Source organism: Neisseria uirgultaei (assembly GCF_962719845.1).
Lineage (GTDB): Bacteria > Pseudomonadota > Gammaproteobacteria > Burkholderiales > Neisseriaceae > Neisseria > Neisseria bergeri.
The window spans coordinates 22,647-35,976 of record NZ_CAUIYF010000010.1 but is presented as its reverse complement, the minus strand read 5'-3'; the positions used below and the strand labels follow the sequence as shown (position 1 = coordinate 35,976).

At 54.9% G+C, this 13,330-nt stretch carries 15 protein-coding genes; 5 read left to right on the top strand and 10 right to left on the bottom strand.

Annotated features, from left to right (window positions below):
• Positions 1-33: 33 nt before the first annotated feature.
• Together glmM and folP are read right to left on the bottom strand one after the other, a co-directional pair.
• Positions 34-1,368, bottom strand: a complete 1,335-nt coding sequence (glmM, locus tag Q9J32_RS07285) for a phosphoglucosamine mutase (RefSeq protein WP_304675395.1) — start codon at positions 1,366-1,368, stop codon at positions 34-36.
• A gap of 129 nt (positions 1,369-1,497) precedes the next feature.
• Positions 1,498-2,355 carry a dihydropteroate synthase gene (gene folP / locus Q9J32_RS07280; RefSeq protein WP_304675393.1) on the bottom strand — a complete coding sequence of 286 codons (858 nt, stop codon included), beginning with the start codon at positions 2,353-2,355 and terminating at the stop codon, positions 1,498-1,500.
• A 274-nt stretch (positions 2,356-2,629) separates the two neighbouring features.
• Between folP and Q9J32_RS07275 the strand changes: the two genes are divergently transcribed.
• Complete coding sequence (locus tag Q9J32_RS07275) at positions 2,630-4,744, top strand: AsmA family protein (RefSeq protein WP_301883143.1); 2,115 nt, start codon at positions 2,630-2,632, stop codon at positions 4,742-4,744.
• A 354-nt stretch (positions 4,745-5,098) separates the two neighbouring features.
• Here Q9J32_RS07275 and Q9J32_RS07270 read toward each other — a convergent pair whose 3' ends face one another.
• The gene (locus Q9J32_RS07270) at positions 5,099-5,392 is read right to left on the bottom strand and encodes a 6-aminohexanoate hydrolase (RefSeq protein ID WP_301883146.1); all 294 of its coding nucleotides are present in this window, start codon (positions 5,390-5,392) and stop codon (positions 5,099-5,101) included.
• Between the two features lie 102 nt (positions 5,393-5,494).
• Here Q9J32_RS07270 and Q9J32_RS07265 point away from each other — a divergent pair, with 102 nt between their 5' ends.
• Positions 5,495-5,884, top strand: coding sequence for a hypothetical protein (locus tag Q9J32_RS07265; RefSeq protein WP_301883148.1), 390 nt, complete (start codon positions 5,495-5,497; stop codon positions 5,882-5,884).
• Positions 5,885-5,956: 72 nt separating this feature from the next.
• Here Q9J32_RS07265 and ubiD read toward each other — a convergent pair whose 3' ends face one another.
• The 7 genes from ubiD to Q9J32_RS07230 all read right to left on the bottom strand — a co-directional run bounded on the left by ubiD (position 5,957) and on the right by Q9J32_RS07230 (position 10,618).
• Positions 5,957-7,435 (bottom strand): 4-hydroxy-3-polyprenylbenzoate decarboxylase, encoded by a 1,479-nt coding sequence (gene ubiD / locus Q9J32_RS07260; RefSeq protein WP_304666369.1) that lies wholly within the window; start codon positions 7,433-7,435, stop codon positions 5,957-5,959.
• A gap of 19 nt (positions 7,436-7,454) precedes the next feature.
• Positions 7,455-7,970 (bottom strand): DUF2199 domain-containing protein, encoded by a 516-nt coding sequence (locus Q9J32_RS07255; protein WP_301883151.1) that lies wholly within the window; start codon positions 7,968-7,970, stop codon positions 7,455-7,457.
• A 6-nt stretch (positions 7,971-7,976) separates the two neighbouring features.
• Positions 7,977-8,522 (bottom strand): COG4648 family protein, encoded by a 546-nt coding sequence (locus Q9J32_RS07250; protein WP_219228382.1) that lies wholly within the window; start codon positions 8,520-8,522, stop codon positions 7,977-7,979.
• 75 nt (positions 8,523-8,597) lie between these two features.
• Positions 8,598-8,843, bottom strand: a complete 246-nt coding sequence (locus Q9J32_RS07245) for an acyl carrier protein (RefSeq protein ID WP_002222119.1) — start codon at positions 8,841-8,843, stop codon at positions 8,598-8,600.
• Between the two features lie 11 nt (positions 8,844-8,854).
• On the bottom strand, positions 8,855-9,115 hold the full coding sequence (locus Q9J32_RS07240; RefSeq protein WP_002222118.1) for a phosphopantetheine-binding protein: 261 nt from the start codon (positions 9,113-9,115) through the stop codon (positions 8,855-8,857).
• The gene (locus Q9J32_RS07235; protein WP_196428709.1) at positions 9,112-9,870 is read right to left on the bottom strand and encodes a lysophospholipid acyltransferase family protein; all 759 of its coding nucleotides are present in this window, start codon (positions 9,868-9,870) and stop codon (positions 9,112-9,114) included. Before Q9J32_RS07235 ends, Q9J32_RS07240 begins: the two co-directional genes overlap by 4 nt.
• Positions 9,863-10,618 carry a beta-ketoacyl synthase chain length factor gene (locus tag Q9J32_RS07230; protein WP_301883157.1) on the bottom strand — a complete coding sequence of 252 codons (756 nt, stop codon included), beginning with the start codon at positions 10,616-10,618 and terminating at the stop codon, positions 9,863-9,865. The genes Q9J32_RS07235 and Q9J32_RS07230 overlap by 8 nt, the downstream gene beginning before the upstream one ends.
• A gap of 153 nt (positions 10,619-10,771) precedes the next feature.
• Between Q9J32_RS07230 and Q9J32_RS07225 the strand changes: the two genes are divergently transcribed.
• From Q9J32_RS07225 to Q9J32_RS07215, 3 genes are read left to right on the top strand one after another with little or no spacing between them, the layout of a single operon-like run.
• On the top strand, positions 10,772-11,296 hold the full coding sequence (locus tag Q9J32_RS07225) for a hotdog family protein (RefSeq protein ID WP_301883158.1): 525 nt from the start codon (positions 10,772-10,774) through the stop codon (positions 11,294-11,296).
• A gap of 37 nt (positions 11,297-11,333) precedes the next feature.
• Positions 11,334-12,062 carry a 3-oxoacyl-ACP reductase FabG gene (gene fabG, locus Q9J32_RS07220; RefSeq protein ID WP_301667454.1) on the top strand — a complete coding sequence of 243 codons (729 nt, stop codon included), beginning with the start codon at positions 11,334-11,336 and terminating at the stop codon, positions 12,060-12,062.
• Positions 12,056-13,294, top strand: a complete 1,239-nt coding sequence (locus tag Q9J32_RS07215) for a beta-ketoacyl-ACP synthase (protein WP_301883159.1) — start codon at positions 12,056-12,058, stop codon at positions 13,292-13,294. The genes fabG and Q9J32_RS07215 overlap by 7 nt, the downstream gene beginning before the upstream one ends.
• Positions 13,295-13,330: the final 36 nt, after the last annotated feature.

Below are 13,330 nucleotides of genomic sequence, written 5' to 3'. Positions count from 1 at the left end.
CGCCGCTGTTGAAACGGTTTTGCCTGATTTTGCCTAAATGCCGCCGATGGCGGCAGCAATGCGTTCCGCCCCTTCGCGCGCCCAATCCGCCTGACGCGCCTCCACCATCACGCGCACGACGGGTTCGGTTCCCGAAGCGCGCAATACAACCCTTCCTTTGCCTTCAAGTTCCTTTTCCACTTCCGCCAATACGCCTTTTGAGGCTTCCTGCCAGTTCTGTCCTTTTTGGATGCGCACATTAATCATCGTTTGCGGATACGGCTGCCAGTCGGCGCAAACGGTGGCGAGGTCTTGGTTCAGCGTTTTCAGCGCCGCCAAAACTTGCAGCGCGGAAATAATGCCGTCGCCGGTGTTGTGTTTGTCCATGCACAAAATATGGCCGCTGGCTTCGCCGCCGATGAGCCAGCCGCGTTGGTTCAGCTGTTCCAACACATAGCGGTCGCCGACTTTGGCGCGGCAGAAATCGACGCCCTGCTCTTTCAGGGCGATTTCCATCGCCATATTGGTCATAACCGTGCCGACCACGCCGCCGATGTTGATACCTTCTCGGGCGCGGGCTTTGGCGATGACGTAAATCAGGCTGTCGCCGTCGTAAACCTTACCGTTTTTATCGACCATCATCAGGCGGTCGCCGTCGCCGTCTAAGGCGATGCCGTAGTCGGCTTCATGCTGTAAAACGGCTGCCTGGAGTGTCTTGGTATAAGTCGCACCGCATTTTTCATTGATATTGTAGCCGTTGGGTTCGTCGCCGATGCTGACGACCTGTGCGCCCAGTTCGTGAAACACCTTGGGTGCGACACCGTACCCCGCGCCGTTGGCGGTATCGATAACCAACTTCAAACCCCGAAGGTCGGAATGACTGGGGAAGGTGGATTTGCAAAATTCGATATAGCGGTCGTCCGCACCGCTGATGCGGCGTGCGCGACCTAGGCGTGCAGAAGGCTGGGTTTTCATTTCTTCGTCGATTTTGGCTTCGATTTCCAACTCGACTTCATCGGAAAGTTTCACGCCGCCTTCGGCAAAGAATTTGATGCCGTTGTCGGAATAGGCATTATGCGACGCGGAAATCATCACACCGGCGGACAGGCGCAGCGCACGGGTCAGATAAGCCACGCCGGGCGTGGGCAGCGGACCGGTTTGGATAACGTTGACACCTGCGGCGGTAAAACCCGCCACCAAAGCGGCCTCCAGCATATAGCCGGAAATCCGCGTATCCTTGCCGATTAAAACGGTCGGTTTCTGGCCGGTGTCGTGCTGAACCAAGACCTGACCCGCCGCATAGCCGAGTTTCAATACAAAATCGGGCGTAATCGGAAACTGCCCGACTTCGCCGCGCACGCCGTCCGTGCCGAAATATTTTTTTGCCATCATTTGCTCCGAGCATGTGAACCGTTGTCCGAGATTATACAGTCAGTTTGTGCCTTGCTGTCTGCACCGTTGATGCCGTCTGAAGCCGCCCCGCCCTTTTCAGACGGCATAAAGTATGCGAACCGCTGTTTACAGATTGATGCCCAACGCTTCCCACACCTTCAACGCATCCGCCGTCGCCTTCACATCATGCACCCGCACGATTTGCGCGCCGCGCGCCACGGAAGCCAGCGCCGCCGCCACGCTGCCGTGTACGCGTTCCGCCGCATTTGCCTCGCCGGTCAGCTCGCCTATCGTGCTCTTGCGCGACACGCCGACCAGCAGCGGCAAACCGGTTTCCGCCATCAATTCGGGCAAATGCCGCATCAGCGCGATATTGTGTTGCAAGGTTTTGCCGAAGCCGGAGCCGAAACCGGGGTCGAGTGTGATGCGTTGCGGTGCGATGCCTGCCGCGACACATTCCGCCGCCCGCGCCTTCAAATACCTTGCCACTTCGCCGACAACATCCTGATATTTCGGATTAATCTGCATGTTTTCAGGCAAACCCTGCATGTGCATCAGGCAGATGCCCGTGTCCGTCTGGCGCGCCAGCAATTCGACCGCGCCTTCGTCGGTCAACGCCGCCACATCGTTAATAATATCGATGCCGCCAAGTGCCAACGCTTTTTCCATAACCACCGTACGGCGCGTGTCCAAACTGACGGGAACGCCCCACCCCGCCACTTCCGCCAATACAGGCTCAACCCGCGCCCATTCTTCTTCAGGCGGAACATAATCCGCACCCAGCCGCGTCGATTCGCCGCCGATGTCGAGAATATCCGCACCCTCTTTCAAAAGCCGTTCGGCATGCGCCAAAGCTGTTTGGGCGTTTTGCGAATACGCGCCGCCGTCGGAAAAAGAATTGGGCGTGAGATTCACGATACCCATGATTTTCGGTTTGTCCAAACCGATTTCAAACCGTCCTGCCTGCCAAACGCATCCGACCATATCCGTGCCTCCGGAATAAAAAGCAAATTATATACCGTCCGAACAAAACTTGTCCGTTTCAGACGGCATCGGCATTTCAAAAAAGTATCTTGCAGAATCCGCCGCCGTATGAAACATACACTGCCCCTGCAAACGCGGCAACACCCGCGATACCTGATCCGGCGGTATGCCTGCTTATGGACATTACCCCTTTATACAAGATAATCCGCCCGCACAAAATAGGATTTCTACAAGCCGTGTTATACTGTGGCGTGTTTTACAGACTTTTCAGGCTATGGATTTATTATCGGTCTTCCACAAATACCGTCTGAAATATGCGGTAGCCGTGCTGACGATACTGCTTTTGGCAGCAATCGGGCTGCACGCTTCCGTATATCGCATCTTCACACCCGAAAACATCCGAAGCCGCCTCCAACAAAGCATTGCCCATACGCACCGGAAAATCTCGTTTGATGCGGATATACAGCGCAGGCTTCTGCCCCGGCCGACCGTCATCCTGAAAAACCTGACCATTACCGAACCCGGCGGCGACCGGACTGCCGTTTCCATCAAAGAAACCAAAATCGGATTGAGCTGGAAAAATCTGTGGTCGGATCAGATACAGGTTGAAAAATGGGTGGTTTCGGGTGCGGAACTTGCTCTGACGCGCGACGGGAAAGGCGTTTGGAACATCCAAGACCTAATCGACAACCCAAAACGCAAAGCCTCGGTAAACCGCATCATTATCGAAAACAGCACCGTCCACCTCGACTTGCCGCAAGACCGGCTTACCCTGAAGGAAGTCCGCCTCAACCTGCAATCCCCCGATTCGTCGGGGCAGCAGTTTGAAAGTTCGGGCATACTGGTTTGGGGGAAGCTGTCCGTCCCGTGGAAAAGCAGGGGGCTGTTCCTTTCAGACGGCATCGGCACGCCCGAAATCTCACCGTTCCATTTCGAAGCCGAGACCGCCCTAAACGGACACCGCATTGCCGTTTCCACCACCGGCAGCCCCACGATCCGCTTCAATGCCGGCGGGGCGGATGCCGCCGACCTCGCCCTGCGTGCCGACACCGCCTTCCACAACCTCCACCTGACCGCCCAAATCCCTACGCTGGCACTCAGGAACAACGGCATCAAAATTGAAACCGCCAACGGGACATTTACCGCTGCCGGCGAAAATTCCCAGTGGGGCGGATCGTTCAAACTCGATAGGGCCGACCTCCATCCCGGCATCGGCAACATCGGCAACGCCGAAATCTCCGGCAACGTCAAAACACCCCGCCTTCAAACCAACTTTTCCCTCGGCTCGCCATTGGTTTGGAGCCGGAATAACGGTCTGGAGGCACCGCGCCTGCATGTATCAACCCTTCAGGATACCGTCAACCGCCTGCCGCAACCCCGTTTCATCAGCCGGCTCGACGGTTCGATGTCCATAAAAAACCTTCATCAGTGGCATGCCGAACTCAACGGTTCGTTCGACCGCCAAACCGTTGCCGCGAAATTCAGATACACACATGAAGACGCACCTCACCTGGAAGCCGCCGTCGCACTGCAAAAATTGAACCTGACCCCCTATCTTGACGACGTGCGGCAACAAAACGGCAAAATATTTCCCGACACTCTCGGCAGGCTGTCCGGAGATATCGAGGCCCACCTTAAAATCGGCAATGTCCAACTTCCCGGCCTGCAACTGGACGATATGGAAACCTACCTCCACGCCGACAAAGGCCATATCGCGCTCAGCCGTTTCAAGTCAGGGCTTTACGGCGGCCATACCGAAGGCGGCATCAGCATCGCCAACACTCGCCCCGCCACTTACCGCCTGCAACAGAATGCAAGCAACATCCAAATCCAACCGCTGCTGCAAGACCTGTTCGGCTTCCACAGCTTCAGTGGCAACGGCGATGCGGTCATCGACCTGACCGCGAGCGGCGAAACCCGAAAAGAGCTTATCCGCTCGCTTCAGGGCAGCCTGTCGCTGAATATTTCCAACGGCGCGTGGCACGGTATCGACATGGACAATATCCTGAAAAACGGCATTTCGGGCAAAACTGCCGACAATGCCGCACCCAGCACACCCTTCCACCGATTCACGCTCAACAGCGAAATTTCAGACGGCATCAGCCGCCACGTCGATACCGAACTCTTCTCCGACAGCCTTCACGTTACCGGCAACGGCTATACCAATCTGGATACGCAGGAATTGTCTGAAGATGTCCTTATCCGCAACGCCGTCCATCCGAAAAACAAACCGATTCCCCTGAAAATCACCGGTACCGTGGACAAGCCGTCCATTACCGTCGATTACGGCAGGCTGACCGGCGGCATCAATTCGCGCAAAGAGAAACAGAAAATCCTCGAAGACACCCTGCTGGAACAATGGCAGTGGCTCAAACCTAAAGAACCGTAAATACCCTGCGTACAAAAATGCCGTCTGAAACGTCCCCGCGCTTCAGACGGCATGACTTTTCCGACCGACCGTACCACATCGGAAATACAAGCCCCATATCTGTTTGGCTTGGTGTCGGCTGGCAATGCCGCCATTTGTATTTTCGTCAACCCGCAGCGATTTTTCGTTGCCGCATCAAAAACAAAGTATGTCGGTTATATAGTGGATTAACAAAAATCAGGACAAGGCGACGAAGCCGCAGACAGTACAAATAGTACGGAACCGATTCACTTGGTGCTTGAGCACCTTAGAGAATCGTTCTCTTTGAGCTAAGGCGAGGCAACGCTGTACTGGTTTTTGTTAATCCACTATATTTCACGACAGGGCATAGGCTGCCCATACTGAAAAGGCAAGCCAGAACGCGAACCAAAACCAACCGCCTATCGATTCGCCCATATCGGCAGAAAACGTCCGCCAGTCCAAACATTCCGTGTTTCCATAATCTTCGACACGAAACAGACCCAAGCTCAAAACCGGCACAACGATACGTGCGGTCCGATGGAAAAAACGGCTTGGTTCCGCAAACGGGAATGCCGAACACATCAGCTCGAGTATCCAGTCCGCCACCTCCGCCAAAATCCTGACCGCCCATTTGAACAGTTCGTCCATGTGTCTTCTCCTCATGCCATCCTAAAAACCGGCCCAACCGACAAAAAACCAGCCACCGGCCGGATATCAACGCCGCCGCAAGCAGTGCGGCGAACACCGACCATGCCGAGACCACCATCTTCCGCCGCAGCGACACGCGCCGCACATTCCGCCAGCCGCCTCGTTTCCAGGCGCGGTACAGGATTTTCAGCCGCCGTAATCCGTAACGGACAAAATCGCAGCTTGCCGCAAAAAGCCCAGCCACTACGCCCAACAAATCCGCCGACATACGCCTTTCCCAACCGTTTCCAAACAGACAAACAGAACGCGCCTGTCCCGCCAGACAATCGCCTTTCAGACGGCATCGGCTGCCTCGAAATTGCCATCCCAACACAAAACCACACAGGCAACACACAAATGCCGTCTGAAAATCCAAACGGCGGCATAGCAATGCCGCCCTGCAACCGTAGGGCGGCATTGCGTATCAAACTAACTTTCAATATATTGATTTAAAATAAAAAATGCTCAATTATCGTCATTTCCACCAGCGCGGGAATGACGACACGAGAAATCTATTTGAATCTACTATAAGCCGAGTTCCTCCCAAATCCCATCAATCTTAGCCGTAACCGCAGGGTCTTTTTTGATTACCCGTCCCCATTCGCGGTCGGTTTCGCCCGGCCACTTGTTGGTCGCATCCAAACCCATTTTGCCGCCGAGTCCGCTGACGGGGCTGGCGAAGTCAAGATAATCGATGGGCGTGTTTTCCACTAAAACGGTATCGCGTACAGGGTCCATGCGTGTGGTTACCGCCCAGATGACTTCTTTCCAGTCGCGCACGTCCACATCGTCATCCACCACGATGATGAATTTGGTGTACATAAACTGGCGCAGGAACGACCAGCAGCCCATCATCACGCGCTTGGCGTGTCCGGCGTACTGTTTTTTCATGCTGACCACCGCCATGCGGTAGGAGCAGCCTTCGGGCGGCAGGTAGAAATCGGTGATTTCGGGGAACTGCTTTTGCAAAAGCGGTACGAACACTTCGTTCAACGCCACGCCCAAAACGGCAGGTTCATCAGGCGGTTTGCCCGTGTAGGTGGAGTGGTAAATCGGGTTTTCGCGCATGGTGATGCGTTCGACCGTAAACACGGGGAAATGATCCTGCTCGTTGTAATAGCCCGTGTGGTCGCCGTATGGGCCTTCCAACGCGGTTTCGTTCGGATGAATGACGCCTTCCAGTACGATTTCGGCACGGGCGGGCACTTGCAAATCGTTGCCGATACATTTCACCAGTTCCGTCCGCGAACCGCGCAGCAGTCCGGCAAACTGGTATTCGCTCAAGGTATCGGGAACGGGCGTTACCGCACCCAAAATGGTGGCAGGGTCGCAGCCAAGCACGACAGCGACGGGATACGGCGTACCGGGATTAAGTTTGCGGAATTCCTGATAATCCAGCGCACCGCCGCGATGCGACAGCCAACGCATAATCAGCTTGTTTTTGCCGATTAATTGTTGGCGGTAAATGCCTAAGTTCTGGCGTTTTTTGTGCGGCCCGCGCGTAACGGTCAAGCCCCACGTTACCAGCGGCGCAACGTCTTCCGGCCAGCAATGCTGAATTGGAAGTTTATACAAATCAACGTCTTCGCCTTCCCACACGATTTCCTGACACGGCGCGTTTTTCACTACGTTCGGCGCCATACTCCAAATGTCTTTCAGCAATGGCAGTTTGGAAAACGCGTCTTTGATGCCTTTGGGCGGTTCGGGTTCTTTCAAATACGCCAGCGTCTGCCCGATTTCGCGCAACTTGGACACGCTGTCCGCGCCCATACCCATCGCCACACGTTCAGGCGTGCCGAACAGGTTCGCCAACACGGGATAATCGTAGCGCGTACCGTCGGGCTTAATCGGGTGTTCAAACAGCAACGCCGGCCCTTCGGCACGCAGCACGCGGTCGGCGATTTCGGTCATTTCCAAATGCGGGGAAACGGGATGCGCGACGCGCTTGAGTTTGCCCTGCTGCTCGAGCATGGCAATGAAGTCGCGCAGGTCTTTGTATTTCATATTTATCCTTTTTGTCCGTTTATCCTAAACAATCCGATTCGGATACCGCCCTTATCCTTGCCTGTGCTTCGGCATATCCTATGCCGTGATAAAAGTCGCGTACCAGCGGATGTCCGCCGCTTTGATGAAGTTGCAGCAGGGGGCGTTGGTTATTAGACTGGGTAACGACATTGCAGTGCAGACCGAAGGTGTCGGTTTCATAAGGGGGCAGCCGGTTGCAGATCATACCGAAATAAACGACGTTTTCCGGATTGTCGTGAAAGCGGCTTTGATAGTCGTTAAAACTCTTTTCGCTGACGGATACCCACACGCCGTATTCCAGCGTTTCCTCATGACCGATAATCGGGATCGGCAGCACCGCGCGGATAAAACGGTCGGTTTGGGCGGGATAGCGGATGATGCAGAAATCAGAATCGCATTCCGCTTGATAAGCAATGCGTTCTTCTTCACTGAGTTGCTTATAGGAATCGGGGACGGTAAAGCCGATTGCGGGCATTTCTTCGTGGTTTTCGCCGCAGGAAGTGCAAATGTGCATAAGGTTTCAGACTTTCAAAACGAGTTTGCGGTAAAGCCATTCTCCGGCAAACAGCATCCCCATCAATACATAGGCAATCACGCCGGTATAAACCGCCCACCAATCATATCGCCCCAACCGCGCCAACAAAGCGGCAAGTGTCCCGTTGATTATAAAAAACACGCACCAAACCTGCGTCACCCGGCGGGTATAGCGCACGGCTTTTTCAGGTAGGTCGGGCTGTTGCAGCCGCGCAAGTTTTTCAATCACCGTCTGCCCGGCAAACAGGCTTCCGCCGAACACCGCCAACATCATCAGATTGACGAGGACGGGATACCAATACATTGAATCGCGCCGCCCGAACACCAATACTGCGGCAAAAAACAGTGTAATAAACAAAGCCGTATAACGCTGTTGGGGCAATTTGGCAGTCAGGGCGCGCAGCAGCCACAACCCGCACATCGCCGCCGCCAGCCAAACAAACCAGCCCGCCTCCCTGCCGTAATACCATAAAGCCGGATAGGCAATGCTTAATACGGTCAGAAAAATATGTCCGAAAAAACCGGGTTTCATTTTGAATCCGCACAAATGTTTTCAGACGGCATCCGATAATAATATGCCGTCTGAAAAATAATTAGAAATACCCAATTAGCCAGCCTGAATCTTCAATACCGCCTGTACCACATCGTTGACGGTGCGGACATTGCGGAAATCTTCAGCCTGCAGCTTGCGGCCGGTTTCACGTTTGATGCGGTCAATCAGGTCGATGGCATCGATGCTGTCGATTTCCAAATCTTCGTAAAGGTTGGTATCGGGCGTAATCCGTTCCGGTTCGATTTCAAACAACTCGGTCAGGGTATCGCGCAACAACCGGTAGATTTCTTGTTCGGTCATATGTTTCATCCTTATGCTTGGCGGCTTTTGACAAAGGCGGCGAGTGTTTTGACATTGGCAAAATGTTCGCGCAAGTTCTCCTGCTCGCCGTCCAATCGGAAACCGAAATGTTTTTGCACCGCCAAGCCCAATTCCAGCGCATCGACGGAATCCAGCCCCAGCCCTCCGTCGCCGAACAGCGCGTCTTCGCTACCGATGTCGGCGGCGGTTATATCCTCCAAAGCCAAACTGTCGATAATCAGTTGTTTGATTTGGTTTTCCAAGTCGTTCATATGGTTTTCCTTGTAAAATAGTCCTGTAGATATTCATTCAGCCGCCGCGCCGCAATCGGCAACGGTTTCTCGGCGAGCCAGTCTTGGGGGAGGATGTCGTCTCCGACAGTAATTTCATACCGTATCCTTTTCGGGGGGATGCGGTACCACGGCTGCCCCTTTTTAAAATTGGGCGGATTCATTTTGATACACACGGGCGTAATCACTTCAGCATAGCGTAGTCCCAAAGAAACCGCGCCTCGGTGCATTTTTACCCGTCCGTCCCAGCCCGTCCTCGTTCCCTCGGGGAACACCAGCAGGCTCTGCCCGCTGTCAAAAACCGCCTTTACTGTTTCCAGCATTGCTTCCGACTCTTCGTTCGGAATATAGCCCGCACCTTTAATCTGGCTGCTCATTGCCGGATTGTGCTGCAAATCTTTTTTCACGATACAATTCATTTCGGGCACATGGCCGACAAGCAGCACCACATCCAGCAAAGACGGATGGTTTGCCAAAATCAACTGGCCCGGGCGGTTGAGTTTTTCAATACCCCTGAACGATACCTCCAACACGCCCGACCATTTCAGATAAGCAACGAACAAACGCCAAGATGTTCCGATAATCCGGCGCGCCGCCAATTGGCGGGCGACAGACCTTGAAGTGCCGTTTAAAGTGTAAGGCAGCAAAACCAATTTCATCATAATGCCGCCGACACCGAAAATCACAAATCCTAACCAAGTCGCCGCAAAACGGCGGCAATAATCCAATTTATCCATTCCGCTGCCACAGCCATTCACGATTGCGGTATACCCGGCGGCATTCCCGACTGCCGTTCAACAGAAAACGCACCCATTCCAAACCGCTCCAATATGCCTCGGACAGCATACCGGTTTCAGACGGCATATCGTCCGAAGCAGACAAAGTCAGGCTGTAACGCGTCCCTTTGGTCAGAACCATCGCCAAAGCATAAGCAAACGGCGCGCGAGTCGCCGATACGGCATATCCTTCCGGCAGCGGATCGTCCGCCGCCAAAACCAAAACCGACCCGCATCCCTCTTCCAACAGAGACACCGCTTCCGCCAAAGCCGTTTCCACACCGTCGGCACACACAGCCAATGCCGTCTGCTCGCTCATATCCTGACGCAATATCGACCATTGTCCCGCCGTTGCATTGTGCACCGACAAACCGAACGAAGTCGGCGACACGGTATGCGATTTCAACAGTTCCAACCACAAATCGAAACTGCGCCCCATTTCCCCGTCGTGCGAGGCATAAACTACCGGACTGCCGGGATGGGCGGAGGCAATGTCCCAAGCCGCGTCGCATACCAGACGCGCCGCCTTACTCAAACGGCGGCGCTGCATAGCGGGCAGGAACGGCAATTCCAGCCTGACATCGGGCAAACCGTCGGCAAAATCCGGACATTCCGCCCATTTTGCCCACTGCGCCATATCGCGCATTTTGCTGCCCGAAACCCGCCAGTCGGCGATGTCGAAGTGGAACCGGCAAATAATCGGCGGCATAGTTTCTTTCAAAAATTTACACTGTGCCGCATTCTAACCAAAGCCTATCCCCCTGACAATGCCGAAATTCAAACGCATTTCTGCCCCTTTCTCCGACAACGCCGCCCCTCGGCAAACCGCCAGAATTAGCCTGAATTTACATTTATCATTATAATGCCGGTATTTGCCAGCCTGCCGCCGCAATATATGGACACACTGCCAGAATGCCCGATTACCGACACCGCCTCCCTGCTGCCGCACAGCGGGCGTATGGTTCTGATAGACCGCATTACCCGATACGGCGATGATTTTGTCGAAGCAGGGGCGCAGATAAAACCCGACCACATCCTGCTGGCCGGCGGCATACTGCCCTACACGGCATTTATCGAACTGATGGCACAGGCTGTCGGCGCGTATGCCGGTATCCAAGCCCGAAAAAATGCGCAACCGGTTCGGCTCGGCTTCCTGCTCGGCACGCGCAAACTTGAAATCTTCGCCCAATCCGTCCCTGTCGGCACGCATCTGTTGGCAACGGCGCATATGTCTATTCAGGATGTCGGGGGAATGGGCGTGTTCGACTGCGAACTGCGTTGGACAGACGCGCCGGAAACTTCGTCCGGAACACTCCCTTCAGACGGCATTTTGGCGCGCGCCTCACTCAACGTGTACAGCCCCGAACACCCTGTCGGAACAACTTAATGCCGTCTGAACAGGCACACACATACGGAGAACAATGATGACCGAAACCGTCCTGATTACCGGTTCAAACAGAGGCATAGGCAAAGCCGCCGCACTCGGTTTGGCAGAAGACGGCTTTGATATCGCCGTCCATTGCCGCAGCCGCCGCGATGAAGCCGAAGCCGTAGCGGAAGAAATCCGCTCTTTGGGCAGAAATGCGCGCGTGTTGCAGTTTGACGTGTCCGACCGCGAAGCCTGCCGCGAGATTCTGACCGCCGACATCGAAGCAAACGGCGCGTATTACGGCGTGGTGTTGAACGCCGGACTGACGCGCGACAATGCCTTCCCCGCGTTTTCAAACGACGATTGGGATGTGGTGCTGCGGACTAATTTGGACGGTTTTTACAATGTATTGCATCCGCTGGTTATGCCGATGATACGCCGCCGCAAAGCCGGACGGATTGTGTGCATGGCATCGGTATCCGGTTTGACGGGCAACCGCGGGCAGGTCAATTACAGCGCGTCAAAAGCGGGCATTATCGGCGCGGCAAAGGCCTTGGCGGTCGAACTGGCGAAACGCAAAATCACCGTCAACTGTGTCGCGCCGGGTCTCATCGATACCGATATTATCGATGAAAACGTACCTGTCGAAGAAATTTTGAAAGCCATCCCCACCGCGCGTATGGGACTGCCCGAAGAAGTGGCGCACGCGGTGCGTTTCCTGATGGATGAAAAAGCGGCGTATATCACGCGCCAGGTGATTGCGGTGAACGGAGGTTTGTGTTGAATACCAGAAGGGTCGCAGTAACAGGCATAGGCGGCATTACCGCCTTCGGCCGGGATTGGCAAAGCATACAGGCAGCATTCAAAGCCGAAAAAAACGCCGTCAAATATATGGATTGGCACGAACGTTTCCCCGAATTGGAAGCGCAACTGGGTGCGCCGATTGAAAATTACGCGCCGCCGAAACATTGGACGCGCAAGCAGCTCAGAAGTATGGGGCGCGTGTCGTATTTGTGCGTCGATGCGGCGGAGCAGGCGCTGGCGGATGCCGGTTTGCTCGGGGACGAAAGCATTACCGACGGACGGATGGGCGTTGCCTGCGGCTCTTCCAGCGGCAGCACCAAAGACATCGGCGATGTGGGCGAATTGTTGCTGACCGGCACGTCGCGCAACTTCAGCGCCAACACCTATGTGCGTATGATGCCGCACACCACCGCCGCCAATATTGGCATCTTTTTCGGGTTGAAAGGACGCATCATCCCGACATCGAGCGCGTGTTCGTCCGGCAGCCAAGGCATAGGTTATGCCTACGAAGCCATCAAATACGGTCTGACCGATATGATGCTGGCGGGCGGCGGCGAAGAATTTTGTCCGTCCGAAGTTTATGTTTTCGACTCGCTTTATGCCGCCAGCCGCTGCAACGGCGAACCGGAAAAAACCCCGCGTCCATACGACGCGAACCGCGACGGGCTGGTCATCGGCGAAGGTGCGGGGATTTTCGTATTGGAAGAATTGGAACACGCCAAACGGCGCGGTGCGAAAATTTACGCCGAACTCGTCGGCTACGGGGCCAACAGCGACGGCAGCCACGTTACCCAGCCGCAAAAAGACACGATGCAGAAATGTATGGAACTCGCGCTGCAAGACGCGGGCATCACGCCCGACAAAATCGGCTATGTGAACGGGCACGGCACGGCAACCGAAAAAGGCGACATCGCCGAAACGCTGGCAACCGAAGCCGTGTTCGGATTTGTGCCGATGAGTTCGCAAAAAAGCTATTTGGGGCACACGCTCGGCGCGTGCGGCGCGCTGGAAGCGTGGTTCTCGATTGAAATGATGAACGGCGGCTGGTTCGCCCCGACCCTGAACTTGAACGACATCGATCCGCGCTGCGGCAAGGCGGACTATATTTTGAGCGGCGGACGTGAAATCCAAACCGATTACGTGATGAGCAACAATTTTGCCTTCGGCGGCGTGAATACCTCGCTGGTGTTCAAACGTTGGAAGAACGGATAAAGCCGCACAATCCGATTACATCATATTGATTTAAAA